Annotated in this window: 25 protein-coding genes; 23 read left to right on the top strand and 2 right to left on the bottom strand. The window is 63.3% G+C overall.

Annotated features, from left to right (window positions below):
* The first annotated feature begins 3 nt into the window (after positions 1–3).
* The 5 genes from flgK to OVA07_RS19085 all read left to right on the top strand — a co-directional run bounded on the left by flgK (position 4) and on the right by OVA07_RS19085 (position 5,528).
* Entirely contained in the window at positions 4–1,341 is a 1,338-nt protein-coding gene (gene flgK / locus OVA07_RS03185) for a flagellar hook-associated protein FlgK (protein ID WP_268170024.1), read from the top strand.
* 6 nt (positions 1,342–1,347) lie between these two features.
* Positions 1,348–2,268 carry a flagellin N-terminal helical domain-containing protein gene (locus tag OVA07_RS03190; RefSeq protein ID WP_268170025.1) on the top strand — a complete coding sequence of 307 codons (921 nt, stop codon included), beginning with the start codon at positions 1,348–1,350 and terminating at the stop codon, positions 2,266–2,268.
* Positions 2,269–2,299: 31 nt separating this feature from the next.
* Entirely contained in the window at positions 2,300–3,163 is an 864-nt protein-coding gene (gene motA / locus OVA07_RS03195; protein ID WP_268170026.1) for a flagellar motor stator protein MotA, read from the top strand.
* Positions 3,164–3,178: 15 nt separating this feature from the next.
* A complete protein-coding gene (locus OVA07_RS03200; RefSeq protein WP_268170027.1) occupies positions 3,179–4,018 on the top strand; it encodes a flagellar motor protein MotB in 840 nt (279 codons plus the stop codon).
* A 109-nt stretch (positions 4,019–4,127) separates the two neighbouring features.
* Positions 4,128–5,528 (top strand): diguanylate cyclase domain-containing protein, encoded by a 1,401-nt coding sequence (locus OVA07_RS19085; RefSeq protein ID WP_326493092.1) that lies wholly within the window; start codon positions 4,128–4,130, stop codon positions 5,526–5,528.
* A gap of 96 nt (positions 5,529–5,624) precedes the next feature.
* On the opposite strand, the gene OVA07_RS03210 is transcribed toward OVA07_RS19085, so the two are convergent.
* Positions 5,625–6,506: a flagellin N-terminal helical domain-containing protein gene (locus tag OVA07_RS03210; RefSeq protein ID WP_268170028.1), complete on the bottom strand. Its 882-nt coding sequence runs from the start codon at positions 6,504–6,506 to the stop codon at positions 5,625–5,627.
* 237 nt (positions 6,507–6,743) lie between these two features.
* On the opposite strand from OVA07_RS03210, the gene OVA07_RS03215 reads away from it, so the two are divergent.
* From OVA07_RS03215 to OVA07_RS03300, 18 genes are all read left to right on the top strand, one after another.
* Positions 6,744–8,024 (top strand): sigma-54 interaction domain-containing protein, encoded by a 1,281-nt coding sequence (locus tag OVA07_RS03215; RefSeq protein WP_268170029.1) that lies wholly within the window; start codon positions 6,744–6,746, stop codon positions 8,022–8,024.
* The gene (fliE, locus tag OVA07_RS03220; protein WP_268170030.1) at positions 8,021–8,389 is read left to right on the top strand and encodes a flagellar hook-basal body complex protein FliE; all 369 of its coding nucleotides are present in this window, start codon (positions 8,021–8,023) and stop codon (positions 8,387–8,389) included. Before OVA07_RS03215 ends, fliE begins: the two co-directional genes overlap by 4 nt.
* A gap of 4 nt (positions 8,390–8,393) precedes the next feature.
* Positions 8,394–10,133 (top strand): flagellar basal-body MS-ring/collar protein FliF, encoded by a 1,740-nt coding sequence (fliF, locus tag OVA07_RS03225; RefSeq protein ID WP_268170031.1) that lies wholly within the window; start codon positions 8,394–8,396, stop codon positions 10,131–10,133.
* The gene (gene fliG, locus OVA07_RS03230) at positions 10,130–11,164 is read left to right on the top strand and encodes a flagellar motor switch protein FliG (RefSeq protein WP_268170032.1); all 1,035 of its coding nucleotides are present in this window, start codon (positions 10,130–10,132) and stop codon (positions 11,162–11,164) included. The genes fliF and fliG overlap by 4 nt, the downstream gene beginning before the upstream one ends.
* Entirely contained in the window at positions 11,157–11,771 is a 615-nt protein-coding gene (locus tag OVA07_RS03235) for a FliH/SctL family protein (protein WP_268170033.1), read from the top strand. Before fliG ends, OVA07_RS03235 begins: the two co-directional genes overlap by 8 nt.
* Positions 11,765–13,087 carry a FliI/YscN family ATPase gene (locus OVA07_RS03240; RefSeq protein ID WP_268170034.1) on the top strand — a complete coding sequence of 441 codons (1,323 nt, stop codon included), beginning with the start codon at positions 11,765–11,767 and terminating at the stop codon, positions 13,085–13,087. The genes OVA07_RS03235 and OVA07_RS03240 overlap by 7 nt, the downstream gene beginning before the upstream one ends.
* Positions 13,084–13,515 carry a hypothetical protein gene (locus tag OVA07_RS03245; protein ID WP_268170035.1) on the top strand — a complete coding sequence of 144 codons (432 nt, stop codon included), beginning with the start codon at positions 13,084–13,086 and terminating at the stop codon, positions 13,513–13,515. The genes OVA07_RS03240 and OVA07_RS03245 overlap by 4 nt, the downstream gene beginning before the upstream one ends.
* 100 nt (positions 13,516–13,615) lie before the next feature.
* A complete protein-coding gene (locus OVA07_RS03250) occupies positions 13,616–14,917 on the top strand; it encodes a hypothetical protein (protein WP_268170036.1) in 1,302 nt (433 codons plus the stop codon).
* A gap of 33 nt (positions 14,918–14,950) precedes the next feature.
* Positions 14,951–15,547: a flagellar basal body-associated FliL family protein gene (locus OVA07_RS03255; RefSeq protein ID WP_268170037.1), complete on the top strand. Its 597-nt coding sequence runs from the start codon at positions 14,951–14,953 to the stop codon at positions 15,545–15,547.
* A gap of 22 nt (positions 15,548–15,569) precedes the next feature.
* Positions 15,570–16,460 carry a FliM/FliN family flagellar motor switch protein gene (locus OVA07_RS03260; RefSeq protein WP_268170038.1) on the top strand — a complete coding sequence of 297 codons (891 nt, stop codon included), beginning with the start codon at positions 15,570–15,572 and terminating at the stop codon, positions 16,458–16,460.
* 21 nt (positions 16,461–16,481) lie between these two features.
* Positions 16,482–16,787, top strand: a complete 306-nt coding sequence (gene fliN / locus OVA07_RS03265) for a flagellar motor switch protein FliN (protein WP_268170039.1) — start codon at positions 16,482–16,484, stop codon at positions 16,785–16,787.
* Positions 16,787–17,068 (top strand): flagellar biosynthetic protein FliO, encoded by a 282-nt coding sequence (locus OVA07_RS03270; RefSeq protein WP_268170040.1) that lies wholly within the window; start codon positions 16,787–16,789, stop codon positions 17,066–17,068. The genes fliN and OVA07_RS03270 overlap by 1 nt, the downstream gene beginning before the upstream one ends.
* Complete coding sequence (gene fliP, locus OVA07_RS03275; RefSeq protein ID WP_442789610.1) at positions 17,065–17,853, top strand: flagellar type III secretion system pore protein FliP; 789 nt, start codon at positions 17,065–17,067, stop codon at positions 17,851–17,853. Before OVA07_RS03270 ends, fliP begins: the two co-directional genes overlap by 4 nt.
* A 5-nt stretch (positions 17,854–17,858) precedes the next feature.
* Positions 17,859–18,131 (top strand): flagellar biosynthetic protein FliQ, encoded by a 273-nt coding sequence (locus OVA07_RS03280; protein ID WP_268170041.1) that lies wholly within the window; start codon positions 17,859–17,861, stop codon positions 18,129–18,131.
* Between the two features lie 11 nt (positions 18,132–18,142).
* The gene (gene fliR / locus OVA07_RS03285; RefSeq protein ID WP_268170042.1) at positions 18,143–18,925 is read left to right on the top strand and encodes a flagellar biosynthetic protein FliR; all 783 of its coding nucleotides are present in this window, start codon (positions 18,143–18,145) and stop codon (positions 18,923–18,925) included.
* 10 nt (positions 18,926–18,935) lie between these two features.
* Complete coding sequence (locus tag OVA07_RS03290; RefSeq protein WP_268170043.1) at positions 18,936–20,099, top strand: EscU/YscU/HrcU family type III secretion system export apparatus switch protein; 1,164 nt, start codon at positions 18,936–18,938, stop codon at positions 20,097–20,099.
* A gap of 5 nt (positions 20,100–20,104) precedes the next feature.
* Positions 20,105–21,544, top strand: coding sequence for a flagellar filament capping protein FliD (gene fliD, locus OVA07_RS03295; protein ID WP_268170044.1), 1,440 nt, complete (start codon positions 20,105–20,107; stop codon positions 21,542–21,544).
* Positions 21,544–21,924 (top strand): flagellar export chaperone FliS, encoded by a 381-nt coding sequence (locus OVA07_RS03300; RefSeq protein WP_268170045.1) that lies wholly within the window; start codon positions 21,544–21,546, stop codon positions 21,922–21,924. Before fliD ends, OVA07_RS03300 begins: the two co-directional genes overlap by 1 nt.
* Positions 21,925–22,053: 129 nt before the next feature.
* Here OVA07_RS03300 and OVA07_RS03305 read toward each other — a convergent pair whose 3' ends face one another.
* The gene (locus OVA07_RS03305) at positions 22,054–23,082 is read right to left on the bottom strand and encodes a chemotaxis protein CheB (protein WP_268170046.1); all 1,029 of its coding nucleotides are present in this window, start codon (positions 23,080–23,082) and stop codon (positions 22,054–22,056) included.
* Between the last annotated feature and the right edge of the window lie 99 nt (positions 23,083–23,181).

Consider the following 23,181-nt stretch of genomic DNA (forward strand, 5'->3'; position numbering starts at 1 on the left):
ACCATGGCGTCCGATCTCCTCTCCATCGCCCGCAGCGGCACGCAGGTGGCGCGCATCGGGCTGGACATTACCGCCCAGAACATCGCCAATGCCTCGTCCACCGGCTATGTCCGTCGCTCCGCGAATTTTCAGGAAGTCGCATCTTCTGGCGGTGCCTATCGCACTGGCGATCTTTCGCTTTCCGGCGTCAGGCTGGATTCCATTGTCCGCAATGCCGATGCCTTCCGGCAGGCCGAAGTGCGTCGCACCGGATCGGACGTAGCTCGTGCCACTGCCGAAACATCAGGGCTAACCAATATCGAATCGGCCATCGAAACGGCCGGGGTTTACGAAGCCATTGTCGGTTTCGAATCCGCGCTCCAGCAGTTGACCGAAGCGCCCACCGACACTTCGCTGCGCACTGCCGTTCTGGAAAAGGCGCGCACGATGACCGGCACGTTCCAGATCGCCGCGCAGGAACTCGATGCCGCAGGCGAAGGGCTGCAATTCCTTGCCAGCGACGGCGTGACCCAGACCAACCGCATCGCGCAGGAACTGGCACGCACCAACACCCGCCTGTCGCGCGCTTCGGACGCCAGCAGCGACCGGACCGCCCTGCTCGACCAGCGCGACAAACTGCTGCAGGAACTCAGCGACTACACCAATATCTCGACCAGCTTTGCCACTAATGGCACCGTTTCGGTAAAAGTAGGCGGCAGTGCGGGGCTTGACCTGGTCACCGGCAACAGCGCCACCACCTTGGGCATGACAGCCGCCGCCGATGGCACGGTCAGCTACGATGTCGGCGGAAGCGCGCTGACGCTGTCGGGCGGATCGCTGGCCGGGCAGCAGCTCGCGCTGGGCAAACTTGCCCAGATCAGGCTGGATGTCGATGGCCTGGCCGAAGACATCGTCAACACCTTCAACGCCGCGCAGGCCACCGGCGCAGACCTTGATGGCAACACCGGCGCGGCGATCTTTTCGGGCACCACCGCCGCCACGATGACGCTGACCGTAACCGACCCGCAGAAGCTGGCAACGGCGGCGTCGGGCAGTGCTGCCGGAAGCCGCGATTCCACCAACCTCACCGCTATCCGCAACGCGCTGTCCGGGCTGGACCCTGCAGGTGGCATGGATGACGTGTTGTTCGACGTTTCAAGCACGCTTGCGGGCCGCAATGTCACGTTAGGTGCGCTTCAGACCATCGCTGACACCGCCCAAATTGCCCTTTCGGCACAGTCCGGCGTCGATCTCGATCAGGAAGCGGTCAATCTGGTGCGCTTTCAGCAGGCCTTTCAGGCGTCAGGCAAAGTCATGCAGGTCGCCACCGAAATTTTCGACACCCTTCTGGGAATCGGGTAAAACGCCATGAGCACGATCTTCGGCACATCAACCAGCGCCTTCTACGAACGGTCCTTGATGGACCTGACTTCGCTGCGCAAGCAGGCCGAGGAAACGCAGGCGGAAATGTCCAGCGGCGAGCGTCTGCAACGCTCATCCGACGATCCGGTCGCCGCGTCGCGGCTGCGTCGTCTGGCCCGGACCGACACGCTTGACCAGGTCGACGAGGCTGCCGCCAACCGCGCCACATCGGACCTGACGCTGACCGACGATGCCCTGTCACAGTTCGCCACGGTCGTCACCCGCATTCAGGAACTGGCCACGCAAGCCGCATCGGCCACGATCAGCGACGCCCAGCGCGTCGGCATCGGTGCCGAAGTCGCCCAGTTACAGGAAAATCTGGTCGCGCTGGCCAATGCTCGCGACAGTTCGGGCCATGCGCTGTTCGGCGGGGAAAGTTCCGCCGATGCCTACACGCTCGACGCCGCCGGCAACGCCACATATGCTGGTACGCCCACTGCGGGCACGCTGTCGCTGGGCAATGGACAATCCGTCACGCGCGGACTGACCGGACCGGATTTTCTGCAGTTTACATCAGGCGGCGTATCCACCGATCTTCTGGCTGTTACCAAGACTCTTGCCGATGCGCTGACATCTGGCAGCGGCGGTGCCAGTGCCGCCAACGCCGCGCTGTCCACGCTCGGCAACGGGCTGGAATCCATCGCCAATGCGCAAACCGTCATCGGCTCACGCCTGAACTGGGTCGATCTCAACGTAGACCGGCGGACCGCCATGTCCGAACAGCGCGCGGTCGAACAGACCGAGGTGGGCGGGGTCGATCTGACCGAATCCATCGCCAGACTGCAAAACACCATGCTGGTGCTCGAAGCCAGTCAGGCCAGCTTTTCCAAGCTTGCCAATCTTTCGCTGTTCAGCGTGCTCAATTGATCGTCACGCTGCCAGACCGGGATAGACTTCCATGTTCGTAATCATCGGCCTCGTCATCCTTCTTGCCATGGTGTTCGGCGGCTTTGCCATCACTGGCGGCGATCTTGGTCCCGTGCTGCACGCTCTGCCGCACGAAATGCTGATTATCGGCGGGGCGGCGGTGGGCGCCATCGTCACCGGCAATTCGATGCACGAACTGAAAGGCATTGGCGGCGGATTTGCCAAGACGTTCAAAGGGCCAAAGCACAACAAGCAGGACCATGTTGATGTGATCGTGCTGTGCACGAAGCTGATGAAGATCCTGCGCAGCGATGGCCCGGTGGCGCTGGAAAGCCATGTTACCGATCCCAAGAACTCGCCCATCTTTGCAGAATACCCGCGCCTTCTGGCCAATCACGCCCTCTCATCGCTGATCTGCGATACCCTGACGCTGATCGTGGTGTCATCCGGCACGCTTGAGGTTCACGCCGTCGAAGACGTGATGGACCACGCCATGAAAACCCATTTCCACGAAGAACATGAAGCGCAGCACGCCATTCAGGGCCTTGCTGACGCACTGCCCGCGCTGGGCATCGTCGCGGCCGTGCTGGGCGTGGTGAAGACCATGGGGTCCATTGACAAACCCCCGTCGATCCTGGGTGGGATGATCGGTTCGGCGCTGGTCGGCACCTTCCTTGGCATTCTGCTGGCCTATGGCATCGTCGCGCCCATGGCGGGCCGTCTGAAGCAAGTGCTGGAACAGGACGAGATGATCTTTCAGGCGGTCAAGCAGGTCATCATCGCCAGCTTGCATGGCTGGCCCCAGCCGCTGGTGGTTGAAAGCGCGCGTTCTGGCCTTGGTCATGCCTTCCGCCCCGGCCTGTCCGAACTGCTCGACGCCCTGCGCGGCCGCTAAAGAAAGTCTGATCCGATGGCCAAGGCACCTGCCAAGGGCAAGAACGAGCCGCTGCCGCCGATCATCGTCAAGAAGATCACGGTGGTTGCTGGCGGCCATCACGGCGGCGCCTGGAAGGTCGCCTATGCCGACTTCGTGACCGCGATGATGGCGTTCTTCCTGCTAATGTGGCTGCTGGGCGCGACCACCGAAAAGCAGCGCAAGGGCATTGCCGATTACTTCACCCCCACACTGGTCAAAGTGAAGCAGGGCAGCGCAGGCGGCCATGGCGTGCTGGGCGGATCGTCGCTGACCGACGCCGACGACTATCCCAACCGTCAGGGGCAAACCGGCAACAAGACCCTGACCGTCCCGCGCGACGCCACTGGTGGGGCCAAGGAAGGCGGCAGCAAGGTCAAGCGCACCGCAGCGATGAAACAGCGCCTTGCCGAAAAGCTGGCGCAATCGGAAAAGCTGCGCAAACTGGCGCGACAAGTGCGCATGGTCGAAACATCCGAAGGCATCCGCATCGATCTGGTCGATGACGCTGAATTTTCGATGTTCCTGCTGGGCACCACCGTACTTACCCCCGATGCGGCGGAACTGTTACGCGCCATCGGGCAGGCCGTAGCCCCTGACGGTGGCCAGTTCACCATTCGCGGGCACACCGATTCCCTGCCATGGAAATCAGGCGTGACCAACAACTGGTCGCTGTCTGCAGGACGCGCCGAAGCCACCCGTCAGTCGCTGATGCGGCAGGGCATCGCCGAATCCCGCTTCCGCCGCATCGAAGGCGTGGCCGACCGCGAGCCGCTGGTTCAGGGCAACCCGGCCGATCCGCGCAACCGTCGCATGTCGATCCTGCTGACACAGTAACCTGCCCTCCAACAATCTTCTTAAAATTCAAACGCTTCACCGCGCACTTTAGAAAGCGTTAACGATTTTACGAGAATCTGGTCAGGCCTTGCCAGACCGGAGATTGCGCGTGGCCCTGCTTCAAAAACTGCTGGAATCCCGCGACCCTGGTCTGACTGATCTGGTGGAAGCTGGCAGCGCGCTGTTCGAATGCCCGATGGCGATCGTCACCGTGCTGGACGAAGACTGTCAGCGGTTTCTGGCCCGTCGCGGACTGGACGCCGATCAAACCCCTATAGAACAGTCATTTTGCCGCATTGCCGTGGCGCAGGACAGCCTGCTGGTCGTACCCGACACGCATCTTGATGCGCGGTTTCGGAACAATCCGTTGGTGACCGGCGATCCGCACATCCGCTTTTATGCAGGCGCACCCATCCGCGTGCAGTCCCACCCCGATGCGCCTGCAACCGGCATTGGGGCCTTTTGCGTCATCGATACTGCAGCGCGCGAATTTTCCGAAACGGACAGCGCCCGGCTGGTGTCCTTCGCTCGCGGGGTCGAAGCCATGTTGCAATCAAGGATTTCAAGCCTTGCCCTGTCAGAAGATACGGTACTGCTCAAAGCCATGCTGGCAGACAAGGAACGCGCCCAGCGCCAGTTCCGCCAGGCAGAACGGCTGACATCGATCGGTTCATGGCGGCTTGATCTGGCAACGGGCCGCGTTGCGTGGTCCGAAGGTGTTTATGACATTCACGACATCCCGTTTGGCGGGACCGAAGCGCTGGACGATGCCCTTGCCTTCTATCCGTCCGATGACCGCACAAGGATGCAGGTCGCGCTGGAAGCGGCAATTCGGACGGGGATGGTTTATGACCTCGAACTGGATTTCATTTCCGCCTTAGGTTCGCGCAAGCGGGTGCGGGCCATTGGCGAACCAGAACTGGAAGATGGCAAGATAACCGGCGTGATCGGCGTCATTCAGGACGTTACCGAACGCCATCGTTCGATCACCGAACTGGACAAGCGCGCCAACACCGATGAAGTGACGCTGATCGCCAGCAGGCACAAATTCGTTTCTTACATCGATTCCCGCGTCGATCTGGCCAAGATCTCGCGCGAACGGCTGGCGCTGATGCTGATCGATCTCGACCATTTCAAACAGGTCAACGATACGCTGGGCCATGCTGCAGGGGATGATGTGCTGCGCGCAGTGGCCATGGTCCTGCGTTCGCCATGGCTCAAAGGTTCGCTGGCGGCGCGGCTGGGCGGCGATGAATTTGCACTGGTCATCACCGAACCCGACCTGATCGCAGACCTGCCGCAAGTCGCGGCCCGGCTGGTTCAGGAACTGCAATTCCCCCGGAAATCGGCAAGTGGCGATTTCACCGTCTCTGCCACGCTCGGCTGTTCGGAACTGCTCGGCACCGGCGACACCCGCCACGATCTTCTGCAACGCGCCGACCGCGCGCTCTACCGTGCCAAAGCGCAGGCCAGAGGCACCTACTGGATCGACAGCACCGGCACCAACTGATCGGAATCCGCCAGACGCCAAAAACCCGGCGGCCGTGGAGAAGGCCGCCGGGCTGGTGACAAGCGTCTGGTGGAGGCAGACGTTTGTAGGGTCGATTTAACGCAGCAGCGACAGCACGTTCTGCTGGCTCTGGTTGGCCTGTGCGATCATGGCCGTCGACGCCTGCGACAGGATCTGGGCCTTGGCCATGGCCGTGGTTTCCGACGAATAGTCGGTGTCTTCGATACGGCTGCGGGCGTCGGACATATTGGTGATGTTGTCGTTCAGGTTGTTGACGGCCGATTCCAGACGGTTCTGCCCTGCACCCAGCGTCGCACGGGTGGAGTTCACGTTGGCCAGCGCATCGTCGACGTTGTCAATCGTGGTCGAAGCCTTGGCTGCATCGGTGACGTCCAGCGCCTGCGTGGTCGAAGCCGCGTCATAGGCCGTGTCGGTGCCGCCAAAGATCTTGGTGCCGTCAAAGGCCTTGCTGACGATGGTAACCGTATCACCAGTGTTGGCACCGGTCTGGATCGCGAAGGTCGCATCATCCGAGCCATCCGCCGCAGGCGCTCCGCCCTCCACCGCAAACACGTTGTTGCCGTTGAACTTGGTGTTGTTCAGCACGTCTGAAATCTGGGCGTTAAGGTTGCCCACTTCCGACTGCATCGCATCGCGGTCCGACTGCTGATAGGTTGCCGACTTCGACTGCACCGCCAGTTCACGAACACGCTGCAGCATGTTGGTCACTTCGTTCAGCGCGCCTTCTGCGGTCTGCGCCAGCGAGATGCCGTCGTTGGCGTTGCGCACGCCTTGGGCCATGCCCTTGATCTGCGCCGTCATCGTGGTGGCGATGGCAAGGCCTGCGGCGTCGTCCTTGGCGCCGTTGATGCGCTTGCCGGTCGACAGGCGTTCCATCGCCGTGCCCAGCATCTTGTTGGCCGAGTTTGAGGAATTGGTTGCCTTGATGGCACTGATGTTCGTGTTGATAACCGCCATTGTTCCAGTCTCCGGTAAGTGATGTCGTTCCCGAATGGACTGCCGGGTCAATGGATCGACGCGGCTGTCGAGACAAAGACCGGCAATGGCGCGCCGGTTTTAAGCCACCCCCCGGCAAAAGACTGCCGGACATAGGTAGTGGCCCTAGGGGTTTCCCGACCCCTTAAAGTTTCAACCTGTTTGTCGGTTACGCGCGAAACAAGAGCCACGGACACGATGGTTAACGGGGACGACAAAATGATTCGGGATTGCGGGGCACTTCAGTTCACAGATGCGGCGGCAAAGGCCCACGCAGCGCTGGTTCAGCGCGCGGCATCGGTGCTTTCCACCTATGGCACGCCCGGTGAAGTGCTGATGGCCGATGCTTTTGAAGGCATGACCGCCGCCCCGCGCCAGACCACGATCCTGCTGGAGCGTAGCAACACACCCGCCATCGCACGCCTGACCGGCAATCGCATCGCCACGCTGCGCTATGCCGATGGTGCGGGCGAGGCCGCCCTTGCCGCCGCTCTTGCCTGTGCCGCCCGCCCCGGCGCACCGATTGCCGCCGATCCCGAAAGCCTGTCCGTCCTCGCCCTTGCCGAACGTATTGCCGCCAGCGACATCCCCGTGCTCATCAACGGCCCCACCGGCACCGGCAAGGAAGTGCTCAGCCGCTTCATTCACGAACGCTCTGCCCGTGCGGGCAAGCCATTCGTCGCCATCAACTGCGCTGCCATGCCCGAAGCCATGCTCGAAGCGCTGCTGTTCGGCCATCAGAAGGGTGCGTTCACCGGAGCCAACGCCGCCAGCGAAGGGTTCTTCCGCGCAGCTGATGGCGGCACGCTGCTGCTGGATGAAATTGCCGAAATGCCGCTGCCGCTTCAGGCAAAGCTGCTGCGCGCGTTGCAGGAAGGCGAAGTTGTGCCCTTGGGCGCGACCCAGCCGATCAAGGTGGACGTGCGCGTCATCGCCTGCGCCAACCGCGATCTCCCGCTTGAGGTTGAGGAAGGCCGCTTCCGGGCCGACCTTTACTACCGCCTCAATGTCTTTCCGTTGGCGCTGCGCCCCTTGTGCGAACGCCCGGACGACATCGCCCCGCTAGCCTTCGCCATGGTCCTGCGCCACGCCGCCCATGCCCCTTGGATTGCCGACGATGCGCTCGATATGCTTTCGGCCCATTCGTGGCCCGGCAATGTGCGCGAACTGGAAAACGTGATGCGCCGCGCGCTGGTGCTGGCAGGCAATGCCCCGGTAATCGGCCCTGAACACATTGCGTTCGATCGCCCGGCGCGGCTGGTTGCGGCTCCTGGCACCACGCCTGCCGAAACTGCGACCTCAGGCGATGCCAAGCTGTCTAACATCGTGCAGATGTCGGAAGCGCGCGCCATCATCGCTACGCTGGAAGCCTGCAACGGCAGCCGCGTTGCCGCCGCCCGCCAGCTTGGCATTTCCGAACGCACGCTGCGCTACCGCCTTGCCAGCTTCCGTGAGGCTGGCATTGCCGTTGGCGGCCGGGCCGTCGGTGGTGTGCGATGAGCGGGATCGGCGGGATTGGTGGCCGCGCGTCGGGCATTCAGGACATCATGGCGTTGCGCCAGCAGATCGTCGAACGCTCGCAACTGCTGCAACAGGTCAAATCACCCGACGCCGCGCAGGCGGCCAGTGGCACGCAAGGCCCGGCGGGCAGCTTTACCGATACGCTCAAAGGCGCACTGGAAAGCGTCAACGCCAGCCAGCAAAAGGCCAGCGCCATCAGCGAAGCCTATGAAAAGGGCGAAGTCGTCGATGTCGCCAAGGTCATGCTTGCCCGGCAGGAAGCAGGCGTTGCCTTCGAAGCCACGCTGCAAGTGCGCAACAAGCTGCTGAATGCCTATCAGGACATCATGCGGATGGGAGTGTGATTAGATGGCCGATACCGCCGATCCCACCGCCGCACCGTCAGCCTTTGGTGCATTGACCGATCCCGCCGCCGGAGGATTTGGCGCGCGAGCCAAGGCTTTTCTGTCGCACCCCCCAGTGCGCCGCACCCTGCCATGGTTTGCCGGCGTTTCTGCCGCAGGCATCAGCGCCGTGGTGTGGATGGCCATGTCGCCTGCCCCGCAGCGCATGCTTTACAGCCAGCTTTCCGATGGCGAACGCGCCGAAGTGATCGCCAGTCTCGACAAGGCTGCCATCGCCTATCAGATCGACAATGCCAGCGGCGCCATCACCGTGGGCGAAGATGATCTTTACAAAGCGCGCATGGCCGCCGCATCGGACGGGGCCATCGCCACGCCCGAAACCGGCACGCAAATGCTCGACAAGCTGCCGATGGGTGCCAGCCGGGGCCTTGAAGGTCAGCGCCTTCAGGCCGCGCGCGAACGTGAACTTGAACTCACCGTCATGGAAATCGACGGGGTAGAGGCGGTGCGAGTCCATCTGGCCCAGCCTGAAAAGTCGGTGTTCGTGCGCGACAACCTGCCGCCATCGGCTTCGGTCATGGTCAAGCTGGCGCGCGGGCGGCAACTGTCCGACAGCCAGGTCCGCGCCATCGTCAATCTGGTCGCAGCATCGGTTCCCGGCCTGACCATCGATGCGGTGCGCGTGGTCGATCAGCACGGCGCGCTGCTGTCCGATACCAGCGGTGCGGATGGGGACAGGTTCGAACTGCAACAGCGCATGGAAGAAAAGCTGCGCCAGCAGGTATCGCAACTGCTGACTCCGATGCTGGGCGAGGGCAATTTCTCTTCCGAAATCCAGATCGACCTCGACATGGATCAGGTCACCTCCGCACGCGAGAGCTATGACAAGCAGGGCGTGGTCCGCTCGGAAACGCAAAGCGCATCGCAGGTGGCTACGCCAGCGCAGGCCCAGGGCGTGCCCGGTGTCACCGCCAATACCCCGCCTCCTGCCACCACCGCGCAACCCGGCGCGCCACAAGGCACACCCCCCGCCGCCGCTGGCACGCCTCAGTCCAACGGCGAAACCGCATCGTCGCGCACCTATGAACTGGGCCGTGAAGTGGCCGTGTCCAACAGCACGCCGGGCAAGATCCGCCGTCTTTCCGTGGCCGTCGCGCTCAGCGCCGAAATGATGGCCAAGGCCAAGCCGCAGGAAATCGAACAGATCAAGCAACTGGTCAGCGCCGCCGTCGGTGCCGATACCACGCGCGGCGATCAGGTGGCGGTGGCAGTGCGCGCGTTCAAGCCCGCCGTGGTCGAACCCGCGCCCTTCTGGGAAACCCCGTGGTTCGCCACGATCCTGCGCAATGCCGTGGCGCTTGTAGCGGTGCTACTGGTCCTGCTGCTGGGCGTGCGACCGCTGATAAAGGCCCTGCGCCGCGATCCTGCCGCAGCCGACGCCAAGCCTGCCAAAAAGCGCAAGAAGGGCGAAGTCGCCGACGACGAGGAAGAAGAAGAGCAGGCCGACGACGTCAATGCCGATGCAGACGCGGAAACCGAAGCCCAAGCTCCGGCGATGACATCGGAAAACCTCGCCGAAGCGCTCCAGCCCGCGCAAGACCCCGAAACCGGCGTGGTCGATGCCGAAGCGCTTGCCCGGCAGGTCAGCCTTGCCCAGCGCCTTGTCGTCGAAAAGCCTGAAAACGCGCTGGTCGCGCTGAAACAGATGCTCAACAACCCTGAAAACGAGGAAGCGGCAGCATGAGCGAGCTTTCCGAAATCCTGCCCGCCGATGGCACCGACATTTCCGATCCCGAACGCGCCGCCGTAATGGTGATGCTGCTGGAAGACGATCAGGCCGCGCAGATCCTTGCTCAGCTTGAACCTGCAGAACTGCGCCTGCTGGGCGAAAAGATGTGCGCACTGGGCGAAATCGGCCCGGTCGCCATTGCCCAGGCCATCGCCGGGTTTGTCGAAAAGACCGAACGGCTTGGTCTGATCGCACATGATCGCGTCGGACAGGTGCGCAGCCTGATGACCCGCGCCGTGGGCGAAGTGAAGGCCGACAGCCTGATGCAGCGCATCGCGCCAGACGATCCATCGCGCACCCCCACCATCGAACTTGCCCGCTGGCTGACCCCGCAGGTCATCATCCCGCTGATCCGCAATGAACACCCGCAAGCCATTGCCGTGCTGCTGATCCAGCTTGACCCCGAAGTGGCCGCCGCCGTGCTGCACGGGATGCCCGACGAAGTTCAGCCCCAGATCGTCCACCGCATTGCCTCGCTTGGCCCGGTCGCGCCCGAAGCGATTGCCATGCTGGAAGAAATGCTGAACCGCCGCATCAGCGAATGCCACGGGCAAGGCTCGCTCACCATGGGCGGCCCGCGCGATGCGGCAGACATCATCAACGCATCGGCCCGCACGGTTGAAAAACGGGTCATGCCTGAAATCAACAAGCAGGACAAACAACTCGCCAAAGCCATCGAGAACGAGATGTTCAAATTCGAACATCTGTTCGTGCTGGATGATAAATCGATGGGCGCACTGCTGCGCGAAGTCGATAGCGATGCGCTGATCGCCGCGCTGAAAGGCATTCCCGAAGACCAGCGCGAACCGTTCTTCCGCGCGATGTCCGCCCGCGCTGCTGATGGCATCCGCGACGAAATCGGCGCGCGTGGCCGCATGAAGATGGCCGAAGTGATCGAAGCGCAAAAGGCCATGATTACCGCTGCCCGTCGCCTGTCAGCAGAAGGCGTGATCGTGTTCGGCGCGGGCGATGACGATTATGTCTGATCCGATGCGCGCGGTTTCTCTGGCTGATCTGGGCCACCTTGCCTCGACCTTTGCCGAAGACCGCCGCTTTTTCCGCGAACTGGTGGTGCCAGAAGCACCGCCTGCGCCCGTGGTCGTGCCTCCCGAACAGGAAACGCACGATCCGGTGGCCGATGCCTGGGCCGATGGCTACGCCCGCGGCATGGGCGAGGCACAGGAAGCCGCCGCCCAAATCATTGCCGAACGCGAAGCTGCACTGCAGGCCATCGAACTGTCGCTGGCAAAGCTAGACACCGCCATGCAGGCTGAACTGACCGAACGCCTGCGCGAAACCGTGATCGCCCTGTGCGAAGCGGCCATTGCCCCCGCCGCGCTTGATCCCGATGGCCTTGCCCGCCGGGTGGAATGCGCCGCCGCCATGCTGGCCCGCGCCGAAGACGCCCGCGTCATCCGCCTGCATCCCGAAGACCTTGCGCTGATCGCCGCTCGCTTGCCCGAAGACTGGCATTTCGAACCCGATGCATCGCTGGAACGCGGATCGCTGCGGGTAGAAGGCGCGGCGGGCGGGGTGGAAGATGGTCCCGAACAGTGGCGCATCGCCATAGCCGAGGCCCTGCGCCAATGCTGAACCTGCTGGAACAGACGCTGGATGGCATGACCCTGTGCCAGCCCGATTTCACCCCGCCACGCTATGGCCTGCTTGCTGCGTGCGATGGCGGTATGCTGGAAGTATCCGGTCTGTCGGTGCCCATCGGCACGCAATGCCGCATCGCCCATGGCGCAGGTTCGCTGACGGCCGAAACCGTCGGCTTTCGCAATGGCCGCACCTTGATGATGTTGCTGGGCGATCCGGTCCTGCTGCGGCCCGGCGCAAAAGTCCGGCCCGAAGGCCGCCCCGGTATGGTCCCAGTCGGCGAAGTCTTTCTGGGCCGCGCCATCGACGGCGAAGGCAAACCGATCGATGGCCTTGGCCCGATCACCCACCGCCGCGAATGGCCCGCAGGCGGCGTGCGCGCCGCCGCGCTCGACCGGTCACCGGTGCGCGAAAGCTTCGACACCGGCGTGCGCGCATTGAATGCGCTGACCACGTTCGGCATCGGCCAGCGCATCGGCATCATGGCAGGGTCTGGCGTGGGCAAATCGGTCCTGCTGGACATGATCGCTCACGGCGCAGAAGCGGAAATCGTGATCGTCGGCCTGATTGGCGAACGCGCGCGCGAAGTGTCCGATTTTGTCGAACGGCATATGCAGGGATCAAAACGCAACCGCTCCGTCATCGTCGCCGTGCCTGCCGATCACGCGCCCAATTTGCGCATTCGCGGCGCGATGATGGCGACCGCTCTGGCCGAATATTTCCGGGCGCAGGGCAAGCGTGTGCTGCTTATCATGGACAGCCTTACCCGCGTCGCCCACGCAGGCCGCGAAATCGCGCTTCTGCTGGGCGAACCGGGCGCGGCTCGCGGTTATCCGCCATCTGCGCTGGCCACGATCACCAAACTGGTGGAGCGCGCGGGCAATTCGGCGCAAAGCGGCGGCTCGGTTACGGGCCTCTACACCGTGCTGGCCGATGGCGACAATCAGGACGATCCGGTGGTCGATACCGCCCGGTCGATCCTTGATGGACATATCGTGCTGTCGCGCGATCTGGCGCAGCGCGGGCAATATCCCGCCATTGATATTGCCGCATCGCTCAGCCGTGTGATGAACGACATTACCGCACCCGATCATCAGCAGGCCGCGCGCACCTTCCGCGCGCTGATCGCCAGCTATGAAGCCAACCGCGATCTGGTGCTGATGGGCGCCTATCGTTCGGGCGCGGACCCCCAGCTTGATCGCGCGATCACCATGCACGATGCACTGACCGGCTTTATCAGCCAGCCCCAGCGCCAGATCGTGCCGATGGATGAGGCGACCGCAGCTCTGATCCAGCTTATCGGCTCATGAAAGCCGAACGCGCCCGCCTTGCGCGGCTGAAACGGCTTGAACGCATCCGCGACATTGCCCGCCGCACGGCGCTGGCCGAAGCGGGCAAAGCCGAAGGCACGCTCGCTCAGTTGCAAGCCTTGGCCGACCGCACCCAACAGATGTCTGCCGATTATTCGGCGCGCACCGACCTGCCCGATGCCCATGCCCTGCACCAGATGCGACAATTCGTGGCCGGGCTCGACCGGATCACCACCGGCACGCGCGCCGATGCCGTCACCGCAAAGCGCGTGGCCGATACCAAAGCGCAGGAAGCCGCCGCAGCCGAACGCCGCCGCGCCGCCGTGGAAGAACGCGCCGACGCGCAAGCCCGCCTGATCGCGCGCAAAACTGCGGCATCGGCCATTCCCGTCACCGGCAAGAAGCCAACTGGCACGGGTCTTGAATAGACAAGGTTAACGCCCCCGCGATGGAGCCTTGCCGATGTTCAGCCTTTCTGCCCTGCCCCCGCCTTCTGCTGTAGTGCCTTCTGCTGTGGCGACTTCTGCTATGGCGCCCCTGGCCGGACAGCCGCTCGACAGCGCAGGAATCCCGGCGGAATCGGGCGATACGCCAACAGCACTCGGCTTCGATGCGCTGCTTGCCCTGCAAGCCGCTATACCCCTCGACGCAACGCCTGCCCCCCCGCCTCCGGCAATTCCGGCAAAGGCCCTGCAACAGACCGGCAAGATCTTGCCGGACCCGGCAACGGCGCTTGCCGCCCTGCTGCCGCAGACGGCAGCGTCGGCTAACGATGAAGCGACCGTCACCGACGCAACGGAAGACGCAACGGAAAATGCCGCTGCGCCAACCACCGCCACCACGCTTGCCGCTGCTCTGCCCGATCCGGCGATGATCGCTGCCATTTTTGGCGCGCCACAACGGCTTGCCGCCGCGCCTTCGGCACCCGCGCCAGCCAGCGCTGCACCGCAAAGCGCACCGCAGATCACGCCCCAGATCACACTGCGGCCTCAGACCCGGCAGGCTGCCACACCCGCCGCTGCTGCAACCGTCGCGCTCGCTCGCACCGCCGTTATCGAACAGGTTCCGGCCTTCGTCGCGTCGCCAGCACAGCAACTCTCAGCCGAAACCCCGGCTCCCGTAGCGACCGCACAGACGGCAAACGCACAAACGGAAACCACTCAGACAACAACCGCACAGGCCGCGCCCCAGCAAGCCGCTGAAGCCCCGCGCCCGATTGCATCGCCGGTCCCTGCCCACACCGAACCGTCCGATGCTGCGGCACAGCCCTTGGCCGAAAGGCAGGATACACCCGCCGACGCCGCATCTGCACCCGACCTTGCTATACCCGAAACCGCACCCCCTGCCTTCACGGCTACCGCGCCAACGGCACCCGACAAAACGCCAGCCGCGTCACCTGTCGGCGCAGAAGCTCGGCCCGAACGCATCGATTTCGCCACATTGGTCGACAACCTCAACCGCGCCCGCGAAGATGCCTCACCCCGTTCGATCAACGTCGCGGTGACCAATACCGATTTCGGTCGGGTTTCCCTGCGCTTCGATCAGGATGACAGCGGCCTCTCGGTTGCCATGTCCAGCGCCGATCCCGGCTTTGCCCGCGCGGTCACGGCGACCGCCGAAGCCGCCAATGCCAGCAATACCCAGCAGGACGCCCAGCCAAAGCCGCAAACCGGCACCACGGCCCAAGGCGGCGATGCATCGCGCCAGCAATCGCAACAGCACAACCCGCAGCAGGCCGAACGTGCCGCACCCGCCACTTCGGCCCGCAACCCGCAAGGCTTGCCTCCCGGTCAGGATGAACCCGCCACCGACAGCGGCATTTACGCCTGACCTTCGTGACCCTCGATTTCTGAAAGACACCCGATGAGCGACAAACCCGAAAAGGAAGCCAAGGCCAAGAAGAAGGGCGGCGGCATGATGAAGATCCTTGTTCCCGTGGCCATGCTGGGCATCGGCGGCGGCGGCGTGTTCGGCCTTGTGGCCGCAGGCGTGATCGGCGGCGGCGGTGAACATGCCGAAGAAAAGAAGGACAACAACCCCAAGCTCGTCCGCAAGGGTGAGGAAGACAAATATGCCCCCGTCGCCAAGGAAGGCGAAGGCGAAGCCAGCGCGCTCGACACAGACGGCGAAGGCGGCAGCGAATTCCGCACCATCTATTACAACTTCCCGGAAGATTTCACCTCCAACCTCAAGGACTCCGAAGGCCTGTTGCAGGTCAACATATCGGCCTCGACCCGCCGCGATTACCGGGTGATCCTGTGGATGAAGAAGCACGAACTGGCGATCCGCTCGGCCCTGCTCATCGCCATCGCCGACACGCCCGAAGAAGACGTGATGAGCCCCGATGGCAAGGCTCGCCTGCAAAAGCGCCTGACCGCCACGATCAACAAGGTTCTGGCTGAAAACGAAGGCTTTGGCGGCGTCGACAACGTCTACTTCAAGACCTTCATCGTCCAGTAATTCCGGAAGCATTCCTGCCGCCATGAAACCCGAACGCGCCTTCATTGCCGAACGACCGCTGGCACAGCACGATGCGGCGCTGCTGCGTCCCGGCCCCAGTGCGGCAGACCTTGTGCCCGCGCTGACACGGATGAGCGAACGCATGGCCAAGGCCCTGCGCGCCGCGCTGTCCCCGCTGCTGGGAGGCAAGGAACCGCAGATCAATCCGATGAAGCCGATGGAAACCGACTTTGCCGATTTCTGTTCGGAAATCCCCCGCCTTGCCGCAAACAGCCTGCTTCACGCAGGTTCGGCCCCGTTTATGGCGACCATCGAGGGCGAAAACGTGCTGCGTCTGGTCGATCGCGCCTTTGGCGGCCCCGGCGACACACCCGCTTCGCTGCCCAAGGAATTTCCGTTGTCCGCCGAACTGATGATCGGCCGGATCGAACAGTTGCTGATCGCCAGTCTTACCGTCGCACTTGGCGGCGCGGGTGCAGGCGCAATCCGTGCGGTCCGCCGCGATGCCAGCCTCGCCCAGCTTCAGGCCATGCCCGATGCCACCAAGGTTGCCGCACTTACCTTCAACGTCGTCGAACAGGGCCGTATGCCCTGGGCAATCTCCATCGCTTTCCCGTTCGAGACGTTGGGCCAGTTCTTTGCCCATGGCGAAGCCAAGCGCCCGGCCCGCTCGCCGCGCGGCCCGTCACAGCCCACCGACCTCCCTTTTGCCGACCTACCCATCGATGTCAGCGCCGTGTTGGTCGATATGCGCCTGCCGCTTGCCACCATTTCCGCCCTTGCGGTGGGACAGGTGCTGTCGGTGCCCATCGCGCGCAACGTGCCCTTGGTGGTGGGCGACAAGACTTATGCTCACGGCACCATCGGCGCGCTCGATGATCGCGTCGCCATCCAGCTCAACCAGCTTTCCTGATTTCCGAAAGAGGCCAGACAGATGACCTTCCAGCCCCGCGGTTTTGATTTCCTCAAGGATGTCGATGTCCGCCTTACCGTCGAACTTGGCCGCACCCAGATGAAGCTCAAGGACGTGCTTGGCCTGACCGAAGAGTCGGTCGTCATGCTCGACAAGCTGACCGACGAACTGCTCGACGTGATGGTCAACGGCAAGCTGATCGCGCGCGGCGAAGTCGTCTCGCAGGGGGATCGCTTCGGCCTGCGCATCGTCGAAATCGCCGGCGGCGAACCGACTGAAGCCATTGCTCCTGCATCCAAAAAGGGCGCCAAGGGGGATGCCGCCTGATGTTGTGGTATATTCTCAAGCTGCTGGTCCTGCTGCCGCTGATCGGCGGCCTTGCATGGGCGAGCCTGAAGTTTGCCAAACGCATGGAGGGCCGCTTTGCCCAAGGCTCTGGTCCGAAGGCTGTGCGCGTGGTCGAAACCCAGATGCTGTCACCCACGCTGCGCCTTGCCGTGATTGAATTTCATGGCCGCGAAATCCTCGTCTCGGCGGGCAAGAACGGCCTCGTCCGCCTCGCCGAAGCCCCTGCCCGGCCCAAGGCCGATGGGGAGGTCGCAGCATGAAGCGCCTGCTGTCCATGGCCACGACCGCGCTTATCCTGCTGCCCCATCATGCCATGGCCGCTGTCGCCAGTGGCCCTTCTCCCGCGCAGCAGCCTGCCGCGCTCTCAGGTGCGCTGGATCGCGCGTTCGGCCAGCTTTCGGGCGCACAAAGCGGCGGCTCGCTGTCCTTGTCGCTCCAGCTTCTGCTGGTCATGGGGCTGCTCACCATCCTGCCCACGCTGGTCCTGATGATGACCAGCTTCACCCGCATTCTGGTGGTGCTGGGCATCCTGCGGCAGGCGCTGGGCCTTCAGCAATCGCCGCCCAGTCAGGTTCTGGTCGGCCTGTCGCTGTTCCTGTCGCTGTTCGTCATGGGACCGACGCTGGACAAAGTGAATGCCAATGCCATCCAGCCCTATTCCGCCGGGCAGATCGGCGCGGAACAGGCCTTTATCAACGGCGGGCGCGAATTTCACGGCTTCATGATCCGCCAGACCCGCGAAACCGATCTGCGCATGTTTGCCGATATGGCCAAAGCGCCAAAGTTCGCCAGCACCGCCGACGTGCCCTACACTATCCTGCTGCCCGCCTTCGTCACCAGCGAGCTGAAAACCGCGTTCCAGATCGGCTTCATGCTGTTTCTGCCGTTTCTGGTGATCGATCTTGTGGTGTCGTCGGTGCTGATGAGCCTTGGCATGATGATGATGAGCCCCACCATTGTTTCGCTGCCGTTCAAGCTGCTGCTGTTCGTCCTTGTCGATGGCTGGGCGCTGCTGATGGGCAGTCTTGCGGCGAGCTTTGGATAACCGCGATGGAAGATGTCTCCTCCCTCCTCGGCCTTGCCGATCGCATGTTGTGGATCACCGCGCTGGTCGCCGCGCCCGTCCTGCTGGCCTCGCTGGCCGTCGGCCTTGTCGTCGGCGTCATACAGGCCGCAACGTCGGTCAACGAACAGACGCTGACTTTCGTGCCCAAGCTGGCCGTCACCGCGCTGGTGCTGGTGCTGTTCGGCTCTGCCATGCTGGGTCTGATCGGGGATTTCACCAAGGAAATCTTCGAACAGATCGCCATGACTGGGCGGTAAGGAAACCTCAGGTGATCCAGCTGGACTTCGGCTTTGGCGCACTGGAAGCAGATTTCTGGCGCTTCCTGTTCGTGATGACGCGCATCGGTGCGGCCATGCTGGCGGCCCCGCTGTTCGGCATGGCAACGGTGCCGCCGCAAATCCGCGTGATTGCCACCGGCGCGGTCGCGTTGCTGGTCTGCGGCTGGACACCGGTTGCCGCCCCGCCCGCACTGCTGTCGTTGCCCGGAATGCTCAGCGTCGCCAACGAAGTGCTGATCGGCCTTGCCATGGGCTTTGCCCTGCAACTGTCGTTCGCCGCACCCACCATTGCGGCAGAAATCATCGGCGGCGGCATGGGTATGTCCATCGCCACCACCGCCGATCCGGTCAGCGGGGCCAGCTCGCCCGCCATGGGCCAGTATTTCGCCGTCGTGCTGACCGTCATCTTCCTTGGCACCGGCGCGCATCTCAACTGGATTGCGCTGATCGTTGACAGCTATCGCACCTTCCCGCCGGGAACGCCGTGGCTTGCGCCTGAACGGATGGGCCTGATTACCGAATTTGCCGGCACCATGTTCATCACCGCCATTCTCATCGCGCTGCCGGTCACGCTGATCCTGCTGCTGGTGCAGGTCGCCACCGGCATCATCAGCCGCTCGGCCCCCAGCCTCAACCTGTTCTCGCTCGGCCTTCCGGCAGGCGTGCTGGCAGGCCTTGCCGGGATGATTGCAGCCGCCCCGATGCTGACCGACGTGATGGTCGAAATTTCCGCTACCGCCGTCGGCCACGCCGCCGCATTGATCGCACGATAGGAGGCGGGCCGTGGCCGAACAGGAAGGCGAAAAGTCCTTTGCCCCTACCGAAAAGCGCAAACAGGACGCTGCCAAGAACGGCGATGTCCTGCGCTCCAGGGATCTCGCCACTGCTGTCGGCGTTCTGGTCGGCGCGGCATGGCTGAAATTCGCCGGACCATGGCTGTTCGATGCCTTGCAGGATACGCTGCGCGCCTCGTTCACGCTGGATCGCTCCGCCATCGAAGACTTCACCCCGCACAAGCTGCTGATTGGCGCGATGGTGGCGGTGCTGCCTCCGGTTTTCGTGCTGGGCGGCATGATCCTTGCCGCATCGGTATTTTCGCAAATCGGCCTGTCCGATGGCCGCTGGATTGCAGGCAACCTCGCGCCCAAGGCCTCACGCCTCAATCCGCTGTCCGGGCTGAAGCGCATGTTCGGCCCGCAGGGCTGGATCGAACTGGCCAAGGGCCTTGCCAAGCTGATCCTGCTGGGTGCCATCGCCTATAGCTGGGCGTCGGGCCGGATCGCAGAGCTGATCGGACTTGGCCATGGCGATATCTACGGCCAGCTCGTGCTGGCATGGGACACCATCATATCGCTCGCCTTTGCTTTGGGCGCGGGGTTGACCGTGATCGCGCTGATCGATTTCCCGATCCAGTGGGTGCGCCGTTACCTGCGGCTGCGCATGACCCTGCAAGAGATCAAGGACGAATCCAAGGAAGCCGAAGGTTCGCCCGAAAAGAAGGCCGCAATTCGCCAGAAGCAGCGCCAGTTCGCCATGGGCGCGATGCAGATGTCGATGAAGAAGGCACAATTCGTCATCACCAATCCGACGCATTTTTCGGTGGCCATGGCCTATGATCCAGACCTCGCCCCCGCGCCTGTCGTGCTGGCAAAGGGACGCGGTGAAAAGGCGCTCGCCATGCGCCAACTTGCCGCCGAAATGGGCCTGCCCACGCTCGAAATCCCGCCGCTCGCACGCTCGGTCTATTTCACCACGCGCGAAAACCAGATGATCCGCGAGGATCTCTACGCTGCGGTCGCCTCGGTCCTCGCCTTCGTTCTCTCCTTGGGACGCGGCGAAACCCCGCAACTGCCTGCCATCGACCTGCCGGTCCACATGCGATTTGACGCCGATGGCCGCCCCGAAGCCGTCGTGCAGCTTAACACCGCCGCGCGGCAACCGTCCTAGTAACCATGGCTACAACCTCGTCCACCGCATCGACATCGGCTACTGCCCAGATCGTCTCGACTCTGGGCGCAGGCAGCGGCATCAACCTGTCCCAACTGGCCGAACAGCTCGCCACCGCGCAGTTCGCCACACGGCTCGACCAGCTCACCGCCAAGACCGAAAAGCTGACCGCGCAGATATCCAGCGCGTCGAACCTCAAGTCGCTGATGACCACTCTGTCATCCTCGATCGGCACGCTAATCCGTACCGGTGATCTGGCGGTGACGCCCAGCATTGCGAACAGTTCTGTCGCCACTGTCAGCAAAGGCACCGCCACCGGCAGCGGCAGCTATTCGCTGGAAGTCACCAGCCTTGCCGGTTCGCAAAAACTGGTCACGCCGGCCTACACCTCGTCCACCTCAACGGTTGGCGCAGGCACGCTGACGCTGCGCTTCGGTACGGTTTCTGGCACGGGCTTCACCGCCGATACCACGCAGGATGCGGTTGATATCTCCATCGCCAGCGGCGCAACGCTGGACGATGTCGCCAGTGCCATCAACAACGCTGGCACCGGCGTTACCGCCTATGTCGCCAATGGCACGTCCGGCGCGCAGCTTGTCCTGCGCGGCGAAGAAGGCGCGACCAGCGGCTTCGTTCTGGAAGCGACCGAAACCGTGGGCGAGGAAGGCCTGGCCAATCTGGCATGGACGCCCGCCACCGACGCCGGCCAGTTGAAAGCCACGGCCAAAAACGCCGCCTTTTCCATTGATGGCGTTGCTTATACCAGCAACAGCAACACGGTGAACGATGCAGCGCCGGGCCTCAACCTGAAGCTGACCGGCACCAACACAGGTTCCCCCACCACTATCGGGTTCAGCGATCCTGCCGATGGCATTTCGACCGCGATGACCGATCTGGTCGAAGCGCTCAACGAAGTCGTCTCGCAGCTTAATTCCGCAACCGACCCGGCCAGTGGGGATCTTGCCAACGATTCCGGCGCACGCGCGCTGCGCCGTTCGCTGATCGGTCTGTCCGGCTCCACCGTCATGCCCAATGCCGTCACGGGCGAACCGTCGACGCTGGGCGACATCGGCCTGAAGCTGGAACGCGACGGCACTTTCACGCTCGACGCCGACAAATTGGCCAAAGCGCTGCAGGATGCCCCTGAAGCCGTAGGCGCAATGTGGACCACTGGCCTTTACGGCGTCTATTCCACCATCGACAAGATTTCACGCGCGGCATCGTCAACCACCGGCGGGGATTCGCTGGGGGCCTCGATCACGCGCTATACTGCGCTGCAAAAGACGACCGGCGACAAGACCGATACGCTGACCGAAAAGCAGGAAGATATGCGCCAGCGGCTGGTCGCGCGGTTCGCTGCGATGGACACCAACGTCAGCGCATCGCAATCCACCCTCACCTTTCTCAAGGCGCAGATCGACGCCTGGAATTCGAGCGATAGCTGATGATGCACTTCCGCCGCGATCCGTCCGAAGCCTATCGCCGCGTCGATTTCGACGCCCGCGTGCGCGGTGCGGATTCCCGCCAACTGGTCGACTTGTGTCTCGAACACGTCACCGCCTCCATTGGCCGCGCCATCCATGCGCAGGACCGGGGCGACAATGCCGCCAAAAGCGCCGCGCTCACCCGCGCCATTTCGGCGCTTACCGCACTGCAGATGGGCGTCGACATGGCCAACCCGACGGCCGCTGCCTTGGTCCAGCTTTATCAGGCCGCGCGCGGGTCGATCCTCGATTGCGTCACCCGCTTCGACAAGCAGAAGCTGGCGCTGATCCGTCAGGATTTCAGCGAAATCCGCGAGGCCATGCTGCGCAGCGCGACCTGATTCACTTACGCAGCAAACGCTTGATACAAATAAAGAACCCGGAACAGCCGAAGGGGTAGCGGCGGTTCCGGGTTCTTCGTTATGCCCGCACCGCCGGGACAGGCGGCGGCACGGGCAATCTCGATTGCGTCAGCCGATATTGCAGCACGCGATCAGCGCCGCGCCCAGATCGTCCAGCGGCAGCTCACTTTCAGCCGCACCATTCTCGATCGCAGCAGCGGGCGCCTCTGAAACCAGCGCGCTCTTGCGATTCTGCGCAAACGTCTTGCACCCGGTATCCCGCATCAGCTTGAGGCCCTTGGCCCCGTCCACACCCATGCCTGTCAGCACGGCCCCGGCCGCCGGAACCGATCCGCGCGCGATGGAACCGAACAGCAGGTTGGCCGAAGGACGCATCCCTTCCACAGGATCGCGATCAATCAGGCGCAGCTTGGCCGGGCTGCCCGGCTCAATCACGACATGGCGTTCGGGATCATAAGCGATGTGGATGGTACCCTGTGTCAAGGGCGTGCCATCCTTGGCCGCCTTGACCGAGCTTTTCAGTTCGCTGTCCATACGCTTGATAAAGGTTTCGACCACCGCCGGTTCAGCCGAAAGCGCCACCACCGTCGGCGGGCACTTTTCGGGAAACGCGGCCAGCATCTGGGTCAGCGCGTCAATGCCGCCCATCGACGCCGACAGCGCCACGACATAGCCGTTCCATTCGAAATGGGCTTCGGGTGCCTTGTGTTCGCGCACCGTCTTGCGGTCTTTCACATTGCTGTTGGCCGCCGCCAGCACGATCTTGCCCAGCTTGCCCACGGTCTTGCTGAACTGTTCGGGCGTCGCCTTCAGCGGCTTGGGAAAGCACTCCACCGCGCCCAGCTCATAGGCTTTAAGCGACGTTTCGGTGCCCGCCTGGGTAAGGCTGGACAGCATGACCACCGGCAGCGGGTTGCTGCCCATGATCTCTTCCAGAAACTCGATCCCGCTCATGCCGGGCATTTCCACGTCCAGCGTCAGCACGTTGGGCCGCAATTCCCTGATCTGGTCGCGCGCTTCGGCCGCGCTGGCCGCGGCGCCCACCACCGTCACGTTCTTTGCCTGATCGAGAATGTCGGAAAACAGCGCCCGCATTGCGGCGGAATCATCGACAACCAGAACCCGTGCTTCGTTCATTACTGAAAACCCTTTGATCTTGCGCGCTTGGCGCCTGCCCATGCTTACGCGCGCAGGCCCGATCAATTCATGTTCTGCCCCTTACGTATCTCACCCTAA

The organism is Novosphingobium sp. SL115 (assembly GCF_026672515.1).
Lineage (GTDB): Bacteria > Pseudomonadota > Alphaproteobacteria > Sphingomonadales > Sphingomonadaceae > Novosphingobium.